Origin of the sequence: Pseudonocardia bannensis (genome assembly GCF_012911875.1) — a bacterium.
GTDB lineage: Bacteria > Actinomycetota > Actinomycetes > Mycobacteriales > Pseudonocardiaceae > Pseudonocardia > Pseudonocardia bannensis.
The window spans coordinates 1-18,941 of the sequence record NZ_JAAXKZ010000040.1 but is presented as its reverse complement, the minus strand read 5'-3'; the positions used below and the strand labels follow the sequence as shown (position 1 = coordinate 18,941).

17 protein-coding genes and 1 pseudogene are annotated in these 18,941 nt (G+C 71.7%); 4 read left to right on the top strand and 14 right to left on the bottom strand.

The features are described 5' to 3' along the window. Positions 1-21: 21 nt before the first annotated feature. The 3 genes from HF519_RS13060 to HF519_RS13045 form a co-directional block, all read right to left on the bottom strand. Positions 22-573, bottom strand: coding sequence for a COG1361 family protein (locus HF519_RS13060; protein WP_169413187.1), 552 nt, complete (start codon positions 571-573; stop codon positions 22-24). After that, a complete protein-coding gene (locus tag HF519_RS31310) occupies positions 570-2,321 on the bottom strand; it encodes an ATP-binding cassette domain-containing protein (protein WP_312860084.1) in 1,752 nt (583 codons plus the stop codon). The genes HF519_RS13060 and HF519_RS31310 overlap by 4 nt, the downstream gene beginning before the upstream one ends. Positions 2,322-2,717: 396 nt before the next feature. Then, positions 2,718-3,182 carry an ester cyclase gene (locus HF519_RS13045; protein WP_246243382.1) on the bottom strand — a complete coding sequence of 155 codons (465 nt, stop codon included), beginning with the start codon at positions 3,180-3,182 and terminating at the stop codon, positions 2,718-2,720. Between HF519_RS13045 and HF519_RS33295 the strand changes: the two are divergent. Next, positions 3,132-3,548, top strand: a pseudogene (locus HF519_RS33295) (hypothetical protein); the annotation flags it as partial. The gene HF519_RS13045 and the pseudogene HF519_RS33295 sit on opposite strands and share 51 nt — an antisense overlap. Before the next feature lie 274 nt (positions 3,549-3,822). Then, positions 3,823-4,191, top strand: coding sequence for a response regulator transcription factor (locus HF519_RS33290; protein WP_369009248.1), 369 nt, complete (start codon positions 3,823-3,825; stop codon positions 4,189-4,191). Between the two features lie 23 nt (positions 4,192-4,214). Here the strand turns inward: HF519_RS33290 and paaE are convergent, their stop codons facing one another. The 7 genes from paaE to HF519_RS13005 form a co-directional block, all read right to left on the bottom strand. After that, positions 4,215-5,291: a 1,2-phenylacetyl-CoA epoxidase subunit PaaE gene (gene paaE, locus HF519_RS13035; RefSeq protein WP_169413212.1), complete on the bottom strand. Its 1,077-nt coding sequence runs from the start codon at positions 5,289-5,291 to the stop codon at positions 4,215-4,217. Positions 5,292-5,336: 45 nt separating this feature from the next. Further along, entirely contained in the window at positions 5,337-5,855 is a 519-nt protein-coding gene (paaD, locus tag HF519_RS13030) for a 1,2-phenylacetyl-CoA epoxidase subunit PaaD (RefSeq protein WP_312860083.1), read from the bottom strand. Beyond that, positions 5,852-6,811: a 1,2-phenylacetyl-CoA epoxidase subunit PaaC gene (paaC, locus tag HF519_RS13025; protein WP_312860082.1), complete on the bottom strand. Its 960-nt coding sequence runs from the start codon at positions 6,809-6,811 to the stop codon at positions 5,852-5,854. Before paaC ends, paaD begins: the two co-directional genes overlap by 4 nt. Further along, positions 6,808-7,179, bottom strand: a complete 372-nt coding sequence (paaB, locus tag HF519_RS13020) for a 1,2-phenylacetyl-CoA epoxidase subunit PaaB (RefSeq protein WP_169413184.1) — start codon at positions 7,177-7,179, stop codon at positions 6,808-6,810. Before paaB ends, paaC begins: the two co-directional genes overlap by 4 nt. Continuing rightward, positions 7,176-8,141 carry a 1,2-phenylacetyl-CoA epoxidase subunit PaaA gene (paaA, locus tag HF519_RS13015; protein WP_169413183.1) on the bottom strand — a complete coding sequence of 322 codons (966 nt, stop codon included), beginning with the start codon at positions 8,139-8,141 and terminating at the stop codon, positions 7,176-7,178. The genes paaB and paaA overlap by 4 nt, the downstream gene beginning before the upstream one ends. Before the next feature lie 100 nt (positions 8,142-8,241). Then, the gene (locus tag HF519_RS13010) at positions 8,242-8,886 is read right to left on the bottom strand and encodes a TetR/AcrR family transcriptional regulator (RefSeq protein ID WP_169413182.1); all 645 of its coding nucleotides are present in this window, start codon (positions 8,884-8,886) and stop codon (positions 8,242-8,244) included. Beyond that, positions 8,883-9,698 (bottom strand): enoyl-CoA hydratase/isomerase family protein, encoded by an 816-nt coding sequence (locus tag HF519_RS13005; RefSeq protein WP_169413181.1) that lies wholly within the window; start codon positions 9,696-9,698, stop codon positions 8,883-8,885. Before HF519_RS13005 ends, HF519_RS13010 begins: the two co-directional genes overlap by 4 nt. Positions 9,699-9,908: 210 nt before the next feature. Between HF519_RS13005 and paaZ the strand changes: the two genes are divergently transcribed. Beyond that, positions 9,909-11,954, top strand: coding sequence for a phenylacetic acid degradation bifunctional protein PaaZ (paaZ, locus tag HF519_RS13000; RefSeq protein ID WP_169413180.1), 2,046 nt, complete (start codon positions 9,909-9,911; stop codon positions 11,952-11,954). 5 nt (positions 11,955-11,959) lie between these two features. Beyond that, positions 11,960-13,276 carry a phenylacetate--CoA ligase PaaK gene (paaK, locus tag HF519_RS12995; RefSeq protein WP_169413210.1) on the top strand — a complete coding sequence of 439 codons (1,317 nt, stop codon included), beginning with the start codon at positions 11,960-11,962 and terminating at the stop codon, positions 13,274-13,276. A 244-nt stretch (positions 13,277-13,520) separates the two neighbouring features. On the opposite strand, the gene HF519_RS12990 is transcribed toward paaK, so the two are convergent. The 4 genes from HF519_RS12990 to HF519_RS12975 all read right to left on the bottom strand — a co-directional run bounded on the left by HF519_RS12990 (position 13,521) and on the right by HF519_RS12975 (position 18,267). Next, on the bottom strand, positions 13,521-14,705 hold the full coding sequence (locus HF519_RS12990; protein WP_169413179.1) for an RtcB family protein: 1,185 nt from the start codon (positions 14,703-14,705) through the stop codon (positions 13,521-13,523). A gap of 71 nt (positions 14,706-14,776) precedes the next feature. Then, positions 14,777-15,952 (bottom strand): zinc-dependent alcohol dehydrogenase, encoded by a 1,176-nt coding sequence (locus HF519_RS12985; RefSeq protein ID WP_169413178.1) that lies wholly within the window; start codon positions 15,950-15,952, stop codon positions 14,777-14,779. Between the two features lie 28 nt (positions 15,953-15,980). Continuing rightward, positions 15,981-16,925: an SRPBCC family protein gene (locus HF519_RS12980; RefSeq protein ID WP_312860081.1), complete on the bottom strand. Its 945-nt coding sequence runs from the start codon at positions 16,923-16,925 to the stop codon at positions 15,981-15,983. Positions 16,926-17,070: 145 nt separating this feature from the next. Continuing rightward, positions 17,071-18,267, bottom strand: coding sequence for a carboxylate--amine ligase (locus HF519_RS12975; RefSeq protein WP_169413177.1), 1,197 nt, complete (start codon positions 18,265-18,267; stop codon positions 17,071-17,073). Between the last annotated feature and the right edge of the window lie 674 nt (positions 18,268-18,941).

The following is an 18,941-nucleotide window of genomic DNA, read 5'->3' as shown; positions in this document are numbered from 1 at the left end:
CGCGATCAGCATGGCCGGTCCTCAGGTGCCGGCGCGGGATCCTCCCCGTCGGCGCAGGTACAGCACCAGCCCGATCGCGATCAGCGCCACGGCGGGCACGCCGAACACGACCGGCAGGATGCCGCCCCCGCTCACCGTCGACCGGGACGCGACGTCCAGTCGCAGTGCCGGACTCACGGCGACGGCGACCGAACCCTGTTGCGACGTGACCGTCACGTAGATCACCAGCGGTCCGGGATTGACGGCCTGGACGGTCCAGGCGAGCTGTACCGACTGTCCTGCGGGCAGGGTGCCGACGAACTGGGTCCGTTCCGAGGACCAGTCCTCCGGGTCGACGTAGACGCCGGGGTCGAGACCGACGACGTCGACATGGGCGACCACGTCTGGCATCGGCCGGGTGCCGTCGTTGCGCAGGGTCGAGGTGAATCCGAACCGGTCACCGACGACCAGGGCGAGGTCCGAGCGGTCCAGCTCGATCGACACGCCGGCCCCGGCCTGCGGCACCGCCCCGGAGCCGACGGCCGACGGAACGAGGACGGCCAGGGAGAACACCACGGCGATGAGGGCGTTCATGCTCGTTCTCCTGGGCGAAGGGTGAGCCGGGCACCGGCGACGAGGGCGGCGGCGAGCGCGATGGCCGCGGCGGCGAGGGGGCCGACCAGCCAGCCCACCTCCTGGCCGACCCGGTGGCCCTCCACGACCACCTTGGCCAGGAACCGCAGGCCGGCGGTGAACGGGTCGATCCGGGACAGCAGCTGACCGGCCCAGCTGTCCTGCACGACGGCCGGAAGCCGGCTGGGTGCGACCAGCACGAGCAGCAGGAGCAGGCTCACCGACAGGCTGACCCGGTTGGACCGCGCGAGCGTGCTGGTGAACAGGCCGAGGCCGACCAGGAACAGGGCCAACAGGGTGCCGACGAGCAGACCACCGGCAGCCGCCGTTGCGAACAGCCCGACGCCGCTGCCGAGATGCCACAGATACGGAACGGACACGGCGTACGCGGCGACCCAGAGTGAGAGTGCTGCGATCGCCTTGCCGAGGACGAGCGCGCAGCGGGGCGCCGGGGCCAGCAGCACGGCCTCCAGGGTGCCGCGCTCCCGCTCCCCACTGATCGCGTCGGCGGCGGACAGCAGGACGAGCAACGACCCCACCGCGACCGCCACCTCGAGAATCAGGTCGACGGCCTCCCGCTGCTCCAGGAAGTTGAGCGCCTCGTTCACACCGGCCAGGTACGCCGTCACGCTCAGCAGCAGCGTGTGGGCGAAGATCAGCAGCGGCCCCTTGCCTCCGATCCACAGGTCGCGCAGCTCGCGCTCCGCGACGACCAGCCACGCCGGGCTCGGCCGGCCGACACCGGGCCGGGAACGCTCGTGGACGACCATCAGCTGTCCTTCGTGACCGTGAGGAACGCGTCGTTGAGACGACCGCCCTCGACGGCGAACCCGAGCACCGGGATACCTGCGGCGAGCAGCGGCTCGAGGGCGCCGACAACGTCCCGGCTCGGCGCCGGGCGGCACGCTCAGCCGGATCCGGCCGCCGAGCCGCCCGTCGGCGGCGGCCGGCACCCCGGCGGCGGCGAGCGCCTCGAGCGCGCGGGACAGCGACTCGGCCTGCACCCGCAGCAGGCCGCTGCGGCGCCCCGCCGCCAGCCGCCCGACCTCGTCGACCGTGCCCTGCGCGGCGATCCGGCCGCGGTTGAGGATGATCACGCGATCGCAGAACGCTTCGACCTCGGCGAGCAGGTGCGTGCTGAGCACCACGGTGACCCCGTGCTCCCGCCCGATCCGGGCGACCAGGTCCAGGATCTGCCGCTGGCCGCTCGGGTCCAGACCGAGGGTGGGCTCGTCGAGGAAGACCACCTGGGGGTCGTTGACCAGTGCCCGGGCGATGCCGAGACGCTGGCACATGCCGCGGCTGTAGCTCGACACGCGCGATCGGCCGCGGTCGGCCAGGCCCACCTCGCCGAGCAGCCGCCACGCGGTCGCGGCGGCGTCGGCCCGGGAGCGGCCGAACAGCCGGGCGTGGAAGCTCAGCCACTCGTGGCCCGTCTGGCCCTGCGGGTAGCCGGCGCTCTCCGGCAGGACGTCCAGCCGCCGACGGATCTCCCGCGGACGGCTGTGCGGTACGCCGGCGACGGCGAACTCACCGGCGTCCGGGGGCAGGACGGTCGACAGCATGCGGATCGCCGTGGTCTTCCCGGCACCGTTCGGCCCGAGGAAGCCCACCACCGCACCCGCTTCGACCTCGAGGTCCAGCGAGTCGACGGCGACGACGGGTCCGTAGGACTTGCGCAGACCGCGTGCCTCGAGCGCCGCCGCCACGGTCAGATCCCTCTCACCGCAGGGCTGTCACGCGGGGTCGATCCATCTCCGGTGCCGGGGAAAGGAGAACCGGTCCGTTCGGTGCGCCTCATCGTGGTGTGCCTCGCGCTGGCCTCGGATTCCTGGTCGGGTCGTCGGAGCGAGAGTGTCGGCTCAGCCGAGCGGAGCTGTCATCCTCAGTTCGGACTATGTTCGAGCGCGAGTCGATGCATCGACGGCCGGGCCACACCGATCGCGTGGACGACATGGAGTCGGCGCTCAGCAATCCCGACCATTACAGGGTGGTCGTCGAGAACGACCGCGTGCGAGTACTCGAATAGTCGACTGGCTGCCCGGCCAGCAACATTTCGGCGAGAACATGGCGACAGCGGCTAGCAGGCCACCGCGGAACAGCGCCTATCCAGGGAGCAGGCCGAGCTGACGCAGCAATCCGAGTTCGTCCAGCCGGCCCCACCGCTCGAGGATCCTGTCGCCGTCGATCCGGAACATGTTGACACCGGCGAGCACGATCGTCCTGCCCGTGGGTTGTGCGCCCATCAATTCTCCGCGGTGCGTGCCGCCGGCGGTGAAGCGCTCGACGACGATGTCGTCCTCGGCGACGAGCTGATTCACCTCGCTGTGCCAGTCGGGTAGCGCCCGCCGGAACATCGCGGCCGCCTGCCGCATGCCCTCGGGTCCATCGGGAGCACCGGGGAACGGCGGATCGTGGTTGACGAAGTCCGGGTCCAGGTAGCGGTCGACGGCATCGAGGTCGCCCTTGCTGAACAGTTCCTGGATGAACGCCTCGACGAGCTGCTTGTTACGGGTGATGTGGTCGGCCGTCATGGTCGGGTCGTCCAGCCGGCGGCGGACGTCCTCCATCCCAGAAAGCTGGGGTATCGCGGCCGCTGTGGGGGCAGGACACCGTGGGCGTGCCGAGGAGAGCCGTTGCGGCCCGGGCCGAGCACGACACGATCCGCCAATGCCACAGCGCTCGACACCGCGACCCCCCGGTTCCTCGACAACGAGTTCGGCAGCGCCGACGTCAACACGTTCGCGTCGCTGGCCTCCGCGGCGACGCACGTGGCCTCGCTGGACGAGGCCACCCACCTCCACCGCGCGTCGAGCGCGCGCTACCGCGACATCATGAGGCCCCTCGGCCTCGGCGACGAGCTTCGCGCGGCGTTGGTCACCGGCTCGGAGTGCTGGGGCTACCTGTGCCTGCATCGCGCGGACCGGCCGCTCGGTTTCACGCCGCCGGAGGCCGCGCTGATCGCCCGGCTCGGCCCGCACATCGCCCACGCGCTGCGTCAGGCCGTGCTGTTGCACAACCGTGGCGGGGCCGGCGGCGACGGCAGCGATCAGCGACCCGGGGTCGTCCTGCTCGCCGACGATCTGAGCGTCGTCGCGATCACGCCGGAAGCCGAACATCTGCTGTCGCTGGTCGAGGACGTCCGCTCCACCCGGCTTCCGTTGCCGGTCGCCGTCTACACCGTCGCGGTGGCGCTCGGCGCGGTGGAGCGTGGAACGGCAGCGCCGCGGGTGCTGCCGAGTACCCGGGTCCGGACCGTCGTCGGACGCTGGCTCCGGGTGCACGCGTCCCGGCTGCGCGGGCCGCCCGGTGAGGATCGCATCGCGGTGGTCGTCGAACCCGCGGTGGCGGGCGACACCGTGCCGCTCGTGTTGTCCGCACACGGCCTCAGCCCGCGAGGCGGAGATCGCCAGGCTGGTCCTGCGCGGTTCGTCGACCCTGACCATCTCGGACACCCTGCACATCTCCCGGCACACCGTTCAGGACCACCTCAAAGCGGTCTTCGACAAGGTCGGCGTGCGCAGCCGCCGCGATCTCGTCGGCCGGCTCCTCGGCCCGGGCGGGTCCGATCGGCCCTGACGTGACGCCTCGAACTGGACGGACTAGACGTCGAAGTCGACGGTCACCTTCTCCGACACCGGCCTCGTCTGGCAGGTCAGCACGAAGCCGGCCTCGACCTCGTCGTCCTCGAGCGCGAAGTTGCGGCGCATCATCACGTCACCGTCGGTGACCTTGGCCCGGCACGTGCCGCACACCCCGCCCTTGCAGGCGAACGGCAGATCGCCGCGGACCCTCTGCGCGGCGTCGAGCATCGAGACGTCACGGGGCAGGGTCAGGTTGGTCGACCGGCCGTTGAGGACGACGGTGACCTCGCTGGTCTCCCCCCCGACGAGGTCGGCGGCGTCGACGCGGTGCAGCTCCGGCGGCGGCTCGTCGACGTAGAACAGCTCCCGGTGCACCCGCTTGCGGTCCACACCGAACCCGGTGAGCACCTCGACGGCGCCCTCGGTCATTCCCAGCGGCCCGCACAGCCACCAGTGGTCCACGTCCTCGACCTCCACCAGCGCACCGAGCAGCGTGCGGAGCTTGTCGGCGTCGAGCCGGCCGGAGAAGATCTCGGCCTCCATCGGCTCCCGCGACAGCACGTGCAGCAGGTGCAACCGCGGGCCGTAGGCGTTCTTCAGATCGGCGAGCTCCTCGGTGAACATCACCGTGTCGGTGCGCCGGTTGCCGTAGAGCAGCGTCACCCGGGTGTCGGCGTGCGCGGCCAGCACGGACGCCGCGATCGACAGGACCGGCGTGATCCCCGAGCCGGCCGCGATGAGCCCGTGGTGCATCCCTGCTTCGAGATCGGGCGTGAACGACCCGGCCGGCGGCCCGACCTCGATCTCCTCACCGGGCTCCAGCCGGTCGACCAGCCATTCGGAGAACAGCCCCGAGTCGATCCGGCGCACGCCGACCCGCGGTGCGGCACCGGCCGGGGCGCAGATCGAGTACGAGCGGCGCTCCTCGCCCCCGTCGACGAACTGCCGCAGCGTGAGGTACTGGCCGGGCCGGAAGGAGAACTCCGCGCGCAGGTCGTCGGGCACCGCGAACGTGACGGCGACGGCGTCGTCGCAGAGCCGCTCGATCGCCGCCACGCGCAGTCGGTGGAAGCCGCCGGCGACCGGCTCGACGATCTCGTCGGCCGGGGCGGTCGCCGTGATCGAATCCGCAGGCACCGCTCAGATCTCCTTCATGTGCTCGAAGGGCTCCCGGCACGACGGGCACCGGCGCAGCGCCGTGCAGGCGGTCGGCCCGAACCGGGAGACCTCCTCGGTGGCCGGCGACCCGCATCGCGGGCAGCGCACGGCCGCCGACGGCGGGGTCAGGGTCAGCGGTATCGGCCCGGTGGGCCTCGGGCCGACGCGGCCGGGCGGGGCGACGCCGGCCTCGGCGAGCTTGCGCCGGCCGTCGTCGCTGATCCAGTCGGTGCTCCACGGCGGGGAGAGGACGGTACGCACCTCGACCCGGTCGTAACCGGCCTCGCCGAGCGTCGCGCGAAGGTCGTCGCGCATCACCTCGATCGCGGGGCAGCCCGAGTACGTCGGGGTGATCGTCACCGTGACGCCCCCGTGGTCGTCGACCTCGACCCCGCGCACGACGCCCAGGTCGTCGAGGGTGAGCATCGGCATCTCGGGATCGACGACCTGCGCCACGACCGTGCGGGCCCGGGACCGCGCACTCGCGGGAGCTCCGCTCACCACGTCGCCCCCGGGTGCTGGCGGGCCAGGCTCTGCATCTCGGCGAGCACGTGCCCGAGCTGCTCGGTGTGCAGGCCCTGCCGGCCGCCGCGCCCGCCGATGGTCCCGATGGCGGGGCGTTGCGGGCGGGTCAGGGTGGCCTTCGCCAGCACCTCGTCGAGCACGGCGTCGACCTCGGCGCGCGTCTGCGCCGGGTCGACGGCGACACCGGCCTCGACCAGCCGCCGCTCCTCGTCGGAGGTACGGAACAACTCTTCGACGTAGGGCCAGATCGCATCGAGCGCGGCCTGCATCCGCCGGTGCGACTCGTCGGTGCCGTCGCCGAGCCGCAGCGTCCAGCGGGCGGCGTAGTCGCGGTGGTAGGTCAGCTCCTTCACGCCCTTGCCCGCCACCGCGGCGATCACCGGGTCACGCGAGCCGAGCAGCCGGTGCAGCAGCGCCAGCCGCCAGGTCGAGAAGATCAGCAGCCGGGCGATCGCGCGGGCGAAGTCGAGCTCGTCGCCGAGTTCGGCCAGCGCGACGTTGCGGAACTGCGACTCGGTGCGCAGGTAGGCCAGGGCGTCCTCGTCGCGTCCACGTCCGGCGGAGCCTGCGGAGCCGGCCGTCGAGCCCAAGCCCTCGACGTGTCCGGCGCGGGCCAGCAGCACCCGGGCCTGGCCGAGCAGGTCCAGCGCGGTGTTGGCGAGCGCGACCTCCTCCTCCAGCTCCGGGGCGTTGGACACCCACTCGGAGATGCGGTGGCTGCAGATCAGCGCGTCGTCGCCGAGCATCAGGCAGTACGCGGCCAGGTCGGCCGGGTCGACGCCGTCCGGGACCGGCGAGGTGATCTCGGCCTGCACGTCCTCGACGCCGGTACCGAACGCCCAGCGCGGGTCGTCGACCGCGGTGGTCTGTGACAGCGACTGATAGGCGTTGGTCGCGTCGTGCTCCTCCACGTCGGTGTGGTGCCCGCTCACAGGTGCGGCACCTCCTCCGGGATCGCGTAGAAGGTGGGGTGCCGGTAGACCTTGTCGCCGGCCGGCGCGAAGAAGGGGTCCTTCTCCGCCGGGCTCGACGCGGTGATGTGGTCGGCGCGGACCACCCAGATGCTCACGCCCTCGTTGCGCCGGGTGTAGACGTCGCGCGCGTTGTGCAGCGCCATCTCGTCGTCGGCGGCGTGCAGCGAGCCCACGTGCACGTGGTTCAGGCCGCGCTTGCCACGGACGAACACCTCGTACAGGGGCCAGGACCGGCGCTTGCGCTCCCCCGCCCCGGCCTCGACGCCCGTCGTCGGGACGGCCCCGCGCCCGCCCTCGGCGGTGAGGTCGGTGACGTCCTCGCTCACGCCGCAGCCTCCTTCCGGGACCGGGCGGCCTGCTTGTCGGCGTAGGCCTGCGCGGCCTCCCGCACCCAGGCCCCGTTCTCGTGCGCCCGGCGACGGTGGGCCAGTCGCTGCGCGTTGGTCGGACCGGAGCCGGCGAGCACGGCCTTGAACTCCTCCCAGTCCGGCTCGCCGTAGTCGTGCGCCTGGCGTTCGGGGTTCCAGCGCAGGTCCGGGTCCGGCAGCGTGACACCCAGCGCCGCCGCCTGCGGCACGGTCATGTCGACGAAGCGCTGGCGGAGCTCGTCGTTGGTGTGCCGCTTGATCCCCCACGCCATCGACTGCTGTGTGTTCGGCGAGTCGGCGTCGGGCGGGCCGAACATCATCAGCGACGGCCACCACCAGCGGTCCACCGACTCCTGCACCATCGCCCGCTGCGCCTCCGTGCCGTTCACCATCGCCAGCAGCAGCTCGTAGCCCTGCCGCTGGTGAAACGACTCCTCCTTGCAGATCCGGATCATCGCCCGCGCGTACGGGCCGTAGGAACACCGGCACAGGGGCACCTGGTTGCAGATCGCGGCCCCGTCGACCAGCCAGCCGATCACGCCGATGTCGGCGTAGGAGAGGGTCGGGTAGTTGAAGATCGACGAGTACTTCTGCTTGGAGTCGATGAGCTTCTCGGTGAGCTCCTCGCGGTCCACCCCGAGGGTCTCCGCGGCGGCGTAGAGGTACATCCCGTGCCCGGCCTCGTCCTGCACCTTGGCCAGCAGGATCGCCTTGCGGCGCAGGCTGGGCGCCCGCAGGATCCAGTTCCCCTCCGGCTGCATCCCGATGATCTCGGAGTGCGCGTGCTGCGCGATCTGCCGGATCAGCGTCCTGCGGTAGGCGTCGGGCATCCAGTCCCGCGGCTCGATCCGCTGGTCGGCCGCGATCGTCCGCTCGAACTCCGCCTCGAAGCCCGCGGCGAGCTCGTCCGTGTCCGGCACTGGGCACCTCCTGAACCGAATGTTCGTTCGGCTACAGGATGGCGCAGTGCGCGGCGCGGCGCAAGGTGGGCCGGGCTGCGGCTGCGGCCGCGCGAGCCGGTCAGGCCGCGGCCGGCAGGATTCCCGCGAAGGCCGCCCGGGCGACGTCGTCGGGCAGGGTCGCGGTGCCCGGGCGGCCGGGGCGGTACCACTCGACGATCGAGTTCACGAGCCCGGAGAGCAGCTTCGCCGCCAGCGCGGGCTCGACCCCGGCCCGCACCTCTCCCGCGTCGACCGCGGCCCGGACCAGCGCGGTGATCTCGGCGTCGAATGCGCGGCGGCGCTCCAACGCCCACCGCTCGGTCTCGGTGTTGCCCCGCACGCGCAGCAGCAGCGTCACGTAGGGCAGGTCGGCCATCAGCACCCGGACCTGTCCGCGCACGATGTGCCGCAGCCGCTCCGACGGCGTACCGGTCTGCGCACCGGGCTCGGCGAGCACCCCGAACAGGCCGTCGAGCGCCCGCTCCAGGGCCGCCCGCAGCAGCGCCTCCTTACCCGCGAAGTGGTGGTAGAACGACGACTTCGTGATGCCCGCGGCGCGGGAGAGGTCCTCCATGCTCGTGGCGTCGTAGCCGCGCGTGTTGAACTCCGCCACCGCCACCTCGAGCAGCGAGCCGGGGCCGCCGCTGGGCCGGCGGGGCCGGCGCGCGGGTTCGGTGGCCGCGGGCTTCGCCGGTGCCGGATCCCGAGCCCGCAGCCCGCTCATCGGCCCTCGAAGGTGGGCTTCTTCTTCGCCAGGAAGTCCCCGACGGCGGCGACGTGGTCGCGGGTGGCGGCGAGCCGGGCCTGCGCGGCGGCCTCGTGCGCGAGCACCGCCGGCAACTCGTTCACGGCGCCGAACCGGACCGCCCTCTTCACCTCGGCGTAGGCCGCGGTCGGGCCCGTGGCCAGCGTCCGAGCGAGCTCGAGCGCCGTGCCCAGGACCTCGGCGGCCGGGACGACGCGGCGCACCAGGCCCCAGGCCTGCGCCTCCTCGGCGGTGAACTGCTCGCCGAGGAGCAGCAGCTCCGTCGCCCGGGAGATCCCGACGGCGTGCGCCAGGCTCGCGGAGAGCCCGGAGTCCGCGGTGAGACCGATCCCGGTGAAGGCGGTGGCGAACTTCAGCCCGGATGCCGCGATCCGCAGGTCCGCGGCCATCGCGAAGCCGAGACCGGCCCCGACGCACGGCCCGTTGATCGCCGCCACGACGGGCTTGGGCGCCTCGGACAGCGCCGTGACGATCGGGTTGTAGTGCTCGGTCACGGTGTCCAGCGCGGTGGCCGGGTCCTTCTCCAGGTTCTCCGCGTGTTCGCCGAGGTCCTGGCCGACGCAGAACGCCTTACCCGCCCCGGTCAGCACCACCGCGCGCACCGACTCGTCCCCGGCGACGTCGGTGACGGCGGCGAGCAGCGCGTCCTTCAGCTCGACGGTCAGCGCGTTGTAGCGGGCCGGACGGTTCAGGGTCAGCACCGCGACCGCGGGGTCGGTGTCGTCGCGTTCGAGCAGGACAGCGGGATCGCCGGAAGGATCGACAGCCATCGGGTCATGCTAGCCGCTCTCCGACCGAACGATCGGTCGACGGGGCGGGACCGCTCCCGGGACCGTTCCGTTGTGGGCCGCGAGGTGCTAGCTTCGGCGCACCCGCTTTAGAACGAACGGTCGGTCGAGGACGGTGGCGATGAAGAGCTGACCGCGAGCCGACGAAGAACTGGGCCACCGAAGAACAGCGCCGTCTCGGGAGGATCACCGATGGCAACCCTGCGCAGCTACGTTCAGGGGAGCTGGCACTCCCCCACCGACCCTGCCGACGGCGGCCGTCCGCTCCACGACGCGGTCACCGGCGAGGAGATCGCCCGGATCTCCTCCGCAGGCATCGACTTCGCCGGTGTACTCGAACACGGTCGTCGCGTGGGCGGGCCCGCGCTGCGGGAGCTGACGTTCCACCAGCGAGCCGGGCTGCTCAAGGCCCTCGCCGGACACCTGCGCGAGCATCGCGACGAGCTCTACGCCGTCTCCACGAGAACCGGCGCCACACTCGGCGACTCCAAGTTCGACGTCGACGGCGGCATCGGCGTGCTGCAGGCCTACGCATCCAAGGGCCGCCGCGAACTGCCCAACGAGACCGTCTACGTCGACGGCGGCGTCGAGCCCCTGAGCCGGGGCGGCACGTTCGTCGGCCAGCACCTCGCCACCTCGCTGCGTGGCGTCGCGGTGCAGGTCAACGCGTTCAACTTCCCCGTGTGGGGTCCGCTGGAGAAGCTCGCCCCCGCGTTCCTCGCCGGCGTCCCGTCCGTGATCAAGCCGGCCAGCCCGACCGCGTTCCTCGCCGCGAAGCTGGTCGAGCTGATCGTCGGCTCCGGGCTGCTGCCCGAGGGAACCCTGCAGTTCGTCGCGGGCGGCGTCGGCGACCTGTTCGACCACCTCACCGAGCAGGACCTCGTGTCGTTCACCGGCTCGGCGGCCACCGCCGCCAAGCTGCGCACCCACCCGACGATCGTCGGCCGGGCCGTCCGGTTCACCGCCGAGGCCGACTCGCTCAACCTCTCGATCCTCGGTCCCGACGCCGCTCCGGGCACGCCGGAGTTCGACCTCTACGTCAAGAGCCTGGTCGCCGAGATGACGGTCAAGGCCGGGCAGAAGTGCACCGCCATCCGCCGCGCGTTCGTCCCGGAACAGCACGTCGACGCCGTCGTCGAGGCCGTCTCCGCACGGCTGGCGAGGACGGTGATCGGCAACCCGGCGTCCGAGGGCGTCCGGATGGGCGCGCTGGCGAGCCTCGAGCAACGCGAGGAGGTCCGGCGCAGCGTCAAGGCGCTCGCCGCCGCCGGTCGCATCGTCTACGGCGACGCCGAGAAGGTCGAGGTGCTCGACGCCGATCCCGAGCGCGGCGCGTTCGTCTCGCCCCTGCTGCTCACCGCCGACCCGGGCCGCGCCGAGCCGCACGAGGTGGAGGCCTTCGGTCCGGTCAGCACGGTCATGCCGTACACGAGCACCGAGCAGGTCATCGCGCTCGCCGCCCGCGGCCAGGGCAGCCTCGCCGGTTCGGTGGTCACCGCCGACCACGCCTTCGCCCGCGACGTCGTGCTGGGCGTCGCCCCCTGGCACGGCCGCCTCCTGGTGCTCAACGAACGCGACGCCACGGAGTCGACCGGACACGGTTCCCCGCTGCCCGCGCTGGTGCACGGCGGCCCCGGGCGCGCCGGCGGCGGCGAGGAGATGGGCGGCATCCGCGGCGTGCTGCACCACATGCAGCGCACCGCGGTGCAGGCCGACCCGGACACGCTCACCGCGATCACCGGCCGTTGGGTCCAGGGCGCGCAGCGCAGCGAGACCGACGTGCACCCGTTCCGCAAACACCTCGAGGAGCTGCGTCCCGGCGACACGATCGTCGCCGGACCCCGGCGCGTGACCCAGGCCGACGTCGAGCACTTCGCCGAGTTCACCGGCGACACCTTCTACGCCCACATGGACGCCGAGGCCGCCGCGGCCAACCCCCTGTTCGGCGAGCGCGTCGCCCACGGCTACCTGATCGTCTCCCTGGCCGCGGGCCTGTTCGTCGACCCCGACCCGGGACCGGTGCTGGCCAACTTCGGCGTCGACAACCTGCGGTTCCTCACCCCGGTCAAGTTCGGCGACGAGCTCACCGTGACCCTGACCTGCAAGCAGCTCACCCCGCGCGAGTCCCCCGGTTACGGCGAGGTCCGCTGGGACGCCGACGTCACCCGGCAGGACGGCGAGTCGGTCGCCCGCTACGAGGTGCTCACCCTGGTGGCCAAGAAGGAGGCCGCGCGGTGACGACGATGCAGCGCCGACTCGGCAACGCGCCCGCCCCGGAGACCCTGGACCCCGCCGAGCGGATGGGCGTGGACGAGTTGCGCGCGCTACAGCTCGAGCGGTTGCAGTGGACGCTGCGGCATGCCTACGAGAACGTGCCGTTCTACCGGAAGAGCTTCGACGCCGCCGGAGTGCATCCCGACGACTGCAGGGATCTCGCCGACCTGGCGAAGTTCCCCACCACCACGAAGGCCGACCTGCGGGACAACTACCCGTTCGGCATGTTCGCCGTGCCGCAGGACCGGGTGCGGCGCATCCACGCGTCCTCGGGCACCACCGGCCGGCCCACCGTCGTCGGCTACACCGCCCGCGACATCGACACCTGGGCCACCGTGATGGCCCGCTCGATCCGCGCGGCCGGCGGGCGGCCGGGGCACAGGGTGCACAACGCCTACGGCTACGGCCTGTTCACCGGCGGGCTCGGCGCGCACTACGGCGTCGAGAAGCTCGGTGCCACGGTCATCCCGGTCTCCGGTGGCATGACCCCGCGCCAGGTCCAGCTCATCCAGGACTTCCGGCCCGAGATCATCATGCTCACGCCCTCGTACATGCTCACGATCATCGACGAGTTCGAACGCCAGGGCATCGACCCGCGCTCGTCATCGCTGCAGGTCGGCATCTTCGGCGCCGAGCCGTGGACCGAGCAGATGCGCACCGAGATCGAGGACCGCATGGACATCCACGCGGTCGACGTCTACGGGCTCAGCGAGGTCATGGGCCCGGGGGTGTCCCAGGAGTGCGTGGAGACCAAGGACGGCCTGCACGTCTGGGAGGACCACTTCTTCCCCGAGGTGATCGATCCGCTCGACGGGCACGTGCTCGCCGACGGCGAGGAGGGCGAGCTGCTGTTCACCTCGCTCACCAAGGAGGCGTTGCCGATCATCCGGTACCGCACCCGCGACCTCACCGCGCTGCGTCCCGGCACCGCCCGCCCGGCCATGCGGCGCATGGACAAGATCACCGGCCGCAGCGATGACATGATCATCCTGCGCGGGGTGAACCTGTTCCCGACCCAGATCGAGGAGATCGTGCTGCGCACCCCGGGGCTCGCGCCGCACTTCCAGCTCGTGCTCACCACCCAGGGCCGGATGGACGCCCTGGGCGTGCGGGTGGAGGCCCGGCACGACACCCCGGCCGGGCGCCGTCCCGACGCGGCCCGCGAGGTGGTTCAGGCGGTCAAGGACATGATCGGCGTGACGGTGACCTGCGAGGTGGTGGACCCCGACACCCTCGAACGCTCGGTCGGCAAGCTGCAGCGCCTCGTGGACCGCCGGGACAGGTAGCGACCGCGGCCGGCGGCCGGGCCGGCCCACCCGGTCACCCGGCGCGGGCGGTAGCTGCGCGGGGATGCCACCGGCAGCTCGACGCGCAGCTCACACCGGGCTGGTCACGGCGACGACGCGGTCGGCATCATCGCCCTCGTCGACGACGGTGAACTGCAGGAGGGCGTCCTCGCCCCACGACTACGCAGGCTCGCGATGGATGTCGGGTATGGACCGCGGCGCCCGGGCCCCGGCGCGCGACCGTTCAGTCGCCCTTGACGTTGACGATCTGGCGGAGCGTGTGGTCGACGGTCACGAGGTCGGCGGCGTCGGCCATCACGACGTCGATGTCCTTGTAGGCCTCGGGGTGCTCGTCGAGGAAGGCGTCGGAGCGGCCCCACGCCACGCCACGCATGGCCTCGTCGAGGGACTGCCGGCTGAACCGCTTGCGGGCCGCGGTCCGGGAGAAGTTGCGCCCGGCGCCGTGCGGGCTGGAGTTCAGCGACAACGGGTTGCCCTTGCCGGTCACCACGTAGGACGCGGTGCCCATCGACCCGGGGATGAGCCCGCGGGCGCCCTGCGCCGCGTCGATCGCGCCTTTGCGGGTCAGCCACACCTTCCGGCCGAAGTGGCGCTCGCGGGTGGTGTAGTTGTGGTGGCAGTTGATCGTCTCCACCCGTTCCACCTCGGTGTCCATCCACGCCGTCAGGGCGTCCGCGGTCCGGTCCATGATCTCCTCGCGGTTCAGCCGGGCGAACTCCTGCGCCCAGCGCATCTCACGGATGTAGGCGGCGAACGAATCCGTGCCCTCCGACAGGTGGGCGAGATCCCGGTCGGGCAAGGCCAGGGACGCGCACTCGTCACGGGCCACCGCGATGTGCTTCTGGGCGATCTTGTTCCCCACGCCGCGGGAACCGGTGTGCAGGAACAGCCACACCCGGTCCTGCTCGTCGACGGTCACCTCGATGAAGTGGTTCCCCGACCCGAGCGAGCCGAGCTGCTGCTCCCAGTTCTCGGCGTAGGAGGCCGGGTTGAACTTCGCTGCACGGGCCAGCTCCCGCAGCGCCCGCAGCCGCCGGCCCGCGGTCGGTGACAGCGAACGGTTGTACTTCCCCGCGGACAACGGGACCCGCCGCGCGATCCCGGCGTGCAGGGGGCCGAGCCCGTCCCCGCGGCCGTCGCCACGCCGCGCCACGACCTCGTCCGCAGTGAACTGCGTGCGCACGGCCATCATCCCGCAGCCAATGTCGACACCCACCGCGGCCGGCATGACGGCTCCCTCGGTCGGGATCACGCTGCCGACCGTGGCTCCCTTGCCGAGGTGCGCGTCGGGCATCAGCGCCACGTGCGGGTGGATGAACGGCCGCTCGGACGTCGCCTCGGCCTGCCGGCGCGTGCCCTCCTCGAGGATCGAGGCCCAGCTCAGCAGCTTGTCGTTGATCCGCTCCACATCGGCCTCCCGTGCGGCGTCCCCCGGCGGCAGGTCGACCGCCGGGGGACGCCGCCCGGAGTGATCGTCGGTCAGGGGGACAGCACGACCTTCAGGCAGTCGTCCTCCTTGTTCTTGAACATCTCATAGCCCCGCGGGGCGTCCTCCAGCGACATCCGGTGGGTGATCACGAAGCTGGGGTCGATCTCTCCGGCGCGCACACGCGCGAGCAGGGGCTCGAGATAGCGCTGCACATGGCACTGCCCGGTGCGCATCCGCAATGACCGGTTCATGAACGCGCCCATCGGGAACTTGTCCACGAAACCGCCGTAGACGCCGATGACCGAGATCACGCCTCCGTTCCGGCAGCTCATGATGGCTTCGCGGAGCACGTGCGGCCGATCGGTCTCGACCCCGGCGGCCTGCTTGGCACGGTCGTAGGCGTGCAGCGGGCCGATGTCGTGATGCGCCTCCATGCCGACCGCATCGATGCATGCGTCCGGTCCGCGCCCGGCGGTGATGTCCTCGAGCGCCTCCAAGGTCGACACCTGCTCGTAGTTGATCACATCGGTCGCACCCGCCCGCTGGGCCGCGATCCGCAACCGGTAGTCGAAGCGGTCGATCGCGATCACCCGTTCCGCGCCGAGCAGCTTCGCACTCGCGATGGCGAACTGGCCGACGGGCCCGGCGCCCCAGACCGCCACCACGTCGCCGGGCGTGATGTCACACAACTCCGCACCCATGTAACCGGTCGGGAAGATGTCGGACAGGAACAGCACCTGCTCGTCCGGGATCCCGTCCTCGATCTTGATCGGGCCGATGTCCGCGAACGGCACTCGCGCGTACTGCGCCTGTCCGCCCGGATAGCCACCGAGCATGTGCGAGTAGCCGAAGATCCCGCAGGGGGACCGGCCCATCAGCTTCTCGGCGATCGGCGCGTTGGGATTGGAGTTCTCGCACACCGAGTACAGACCCTGCTGGCAGGCACCGCAGGTGCCGCACGCGATGGGGAACGGGACCACGACGCGGTCGCCCATCGAGAGGTTGGTGACGCCCGGGCCGGTCTCGACCACCTCGCCCATGAACTCGTGACCGAGGATGTCGCCCTTCTTCATGGTCGGGATGAAGCCGTTGTAGAGGTGCAGGTCGGACCCGCAGATCGCGCTGGAGGTGATCCGCACGATCGCGTCCCGGGAGTTCAGGATCTTCGGGTCCGGAACGTCCATGACCTCGACGCTGTTCTTTCCGGTCCAGCAGTTGGCTCGCATGACGTGTGCTCCCTTCTCCTGGGGCGAATCAGGCCGGTAGCGGCTGGGCGGGGCGCTGGGCGATCAGCCGCCGGGTCCTGGTGCCCTCCGGGCTGGCCTCGGACCGGACCACCTCCCCGGTCTCCATCACCTGCTTGAACCGACGCAGGTCGTCGCGGACCTGCTGGCCGGGCTCCTCACCGAACAGCTTCGCGACCGCCGAGCCGAGCTTCCCGGCCGGCGGGCGGTAGTGCAGGAGTACCCGGATCTCGGTACCACGGCCCCCCGGCGCCGGCCGGAACCGGACCTCGCCGGAGTTCTGCACCGTGGCGCTCGGCACGGAGCGCCACGCGATGAACTCGTCGATCTCCTCACCGGTGATCTCCGCTTCCCACTCGATCTCCATGCCGACCGGGGCCTTGGCCCGCCATCGGGACCGGCCACCGCCGAGAGAGCGCACCGACTGCAGGTGGGCCATGAACTGCGGCAGGTTCTCCAGGTCGTGCCAGAACCTGAAGACCTCACCGATCGGCCGATTGACCGTGATCATGGCCTTCGCCTCGATCTCCGCCATGTCGCCAGTTCCCCTTCCCCTGGTCTCCCGGACCGCGCCGCGGCTGAGCCGCAGCGCGGCGGTGATGTCGGCCGCCGTGACACCCAGCACCGCGGCCGTGGCCGCCGTCGCCCGCCGTCGCTCGTCGGGCCGGCGCCGCGGATCGGCCAGCACCAGGCTGAGCAGGGTCAGGTCGAGGGCATCACCCGCGACCCGCGCCCACAGCCAGCCGGTGGTCCCACGGCGGGTCTCGATGCCGATGCCTGCGGCGATCTCTCTGGCCCCGCCGAGCCAGCGCTGAACGGCCCGGTTCTCCGGGGTGTCCTTCGCCCCGACCAGGCGGTTCATCGCACCCGGGGCCGCCACCTGCGCGGTGCCGAGCCCCAGACTGAAGATCCCGAGCCCGTCCACCCATCGCCAGGTTCTGTCGCTTCCGGCCACGTCGACTCCCTCCGCCGCAACGCCCGGGGTTCCGGGCACTCCATCGGAGTGCCCGTTGTTTCGGCGCCGACACGCATCCGGCCTGCTGTTTCAGCGTGGATTCGAGAATGTGGAGAGGTGCGTCTCCCAGCCCGCCGGAATCGATTCACCGCCGAAGGCGATCCCCTCTCGGCGGTGCGTCCCGCAACCGTCGGTCACTCCGCGGGACCGCCGGTGTCGACGAGTCCTGAGAGCCTTTCGACCGGCCGGCTCCCCGCCGGGCCCGCAGCAGGTCGGCGGCCATCGCCACCGCCGGCATGAGGTCACGGGGGTCGAGGACGCCGAGGTCACGGACGCCACGCCAGCTGCGCACCACGTCGGCCGGCGAGGCGTCGTGGCGGCGGACGCGCTGCCAGGCCGCGCGCAGGTCCTTCTGCAGCAGCATCACCTTTCGACCGTCGGTCTGGGCTCCCTGCGGCGGGAGCGGGATGCCGGCCAGAGTGGCGTAGAGGCGCCACGACCCGTCGGTGTCGCACGCGTCGGCGAGGCCGAAGCTGGCGGGGATCCGGACATTGATCTCGATGAGGTAGAGCTCGCCGGTCCGTTCGTGGCGCTTGGTCTCACACGCTGCGATGCCGTGGTAGCCGGCGTGATCGAGCAGGCGCCGGTTCATCGCGAGGGTCTCCGGCACCTCGGCGGACTCGAGCAGGGATCCGACACCGGTGTTCGGCGGCCATTGGCGCACCTTGTGCCGCCCGTACTCGAGGGTGTAGTTCCCGTCCCGGTCCCGGACGGCGACCGCGCCCTCCAGGCCGGTCTCCGGGCCGGGGACCACCTCGGTGAGCAGCAGGTCGATGCCGTGGTCGAGCAGTCGCGAGGCGGGTTCGACGAGCTGGGCCCGGGACTCGACGATGAGCGTCCCGAAGCCCACCTGCTGCTTGGCCAGGTGCCCGAGACGCGGCTTGAGCACGCAGGGATAGGTGATCGCGTCGAGGACGTGGTCGAGGTCGCCACGAGTGCTGACGTGGTGCATCCACGGCACCCGGACCCCGACCTGCCGGGCCGTCTCGTAGAGGGACAGCTTGTCCATCAGGCCTACGTGGACGCCGTCGGCCGACTCGAAGCTGCGCAACGACGGCGCCAGGACGGCCCGGTTCTGCGTGACCCATTCGGTGGCGGCGTCGGATCCGCACAGCACGACGCCGCCACCGGCCGCTCCCAGCGTGCCGAGCTCCTCCAGCCAGGCGTCGGAGTGCCGGCGGATGTCGGGCATCACCCGGCCCTGAATTCCGCGGCCGGCCAGCACGTAGCCGTAGTGCGGTGTCGCGAGCGCGTGCACCTGCACTCCGCGACGGACCAGCATCCGGGCCAGCGTGAGGCAACCGTCGTTCGGATGCAGCAGGATTACGGAGGGTAACGACTCCCGCGCGTGATACACGCCGGATCCAACGGAATGAACACGTCCGAGTTGCGATGACGACGCAGAAGTTGCTCACGATTTACCGTCCGATTGCCTTGTGCTGGACCGCGGTCCGTCCTGCGACCGACGGGCCGAAGATCGACGCGCTCAGGTACTGACCGGAACCACGGGCGGTGTCGCCGAATGGCGGCATCAGGGAGGTCGAGCGGCGCCTGCGGAAACCCCGGCGGCGAGATGGATGTGTCCGAGCTGGCACCGCGGTGCTTCTCCCGGTACGCGTCCCGGTTCTGACCAGGCCCGTAACCACCGAGCGGCGGCTCCCGGCGTTCGAGCCGGATCCGTCCGCGCCGGGCGCGCCTGGCCCGCGACGACCGTGGCCCGTCGGACGGCGGGCGGCTGCCGCCGGCGAGTCTGAGGACCCGCCGATGCATCCGGCGCAACCCGTGCGCCATCCGGAGGAACCGGCCGCCGCTCGTCGCGCAGCGGGCCACGCAGGGCGTGGACGGCCCTCAGCTTCGCAACGTCCGTGGCCCCGGCATACCTATCGTCCCCCGCCGTGAAGGTGCAGCCGGCGCGAGCAGGGCCCCCGGGCATGGATCCCGGCATTCCCCGCACCC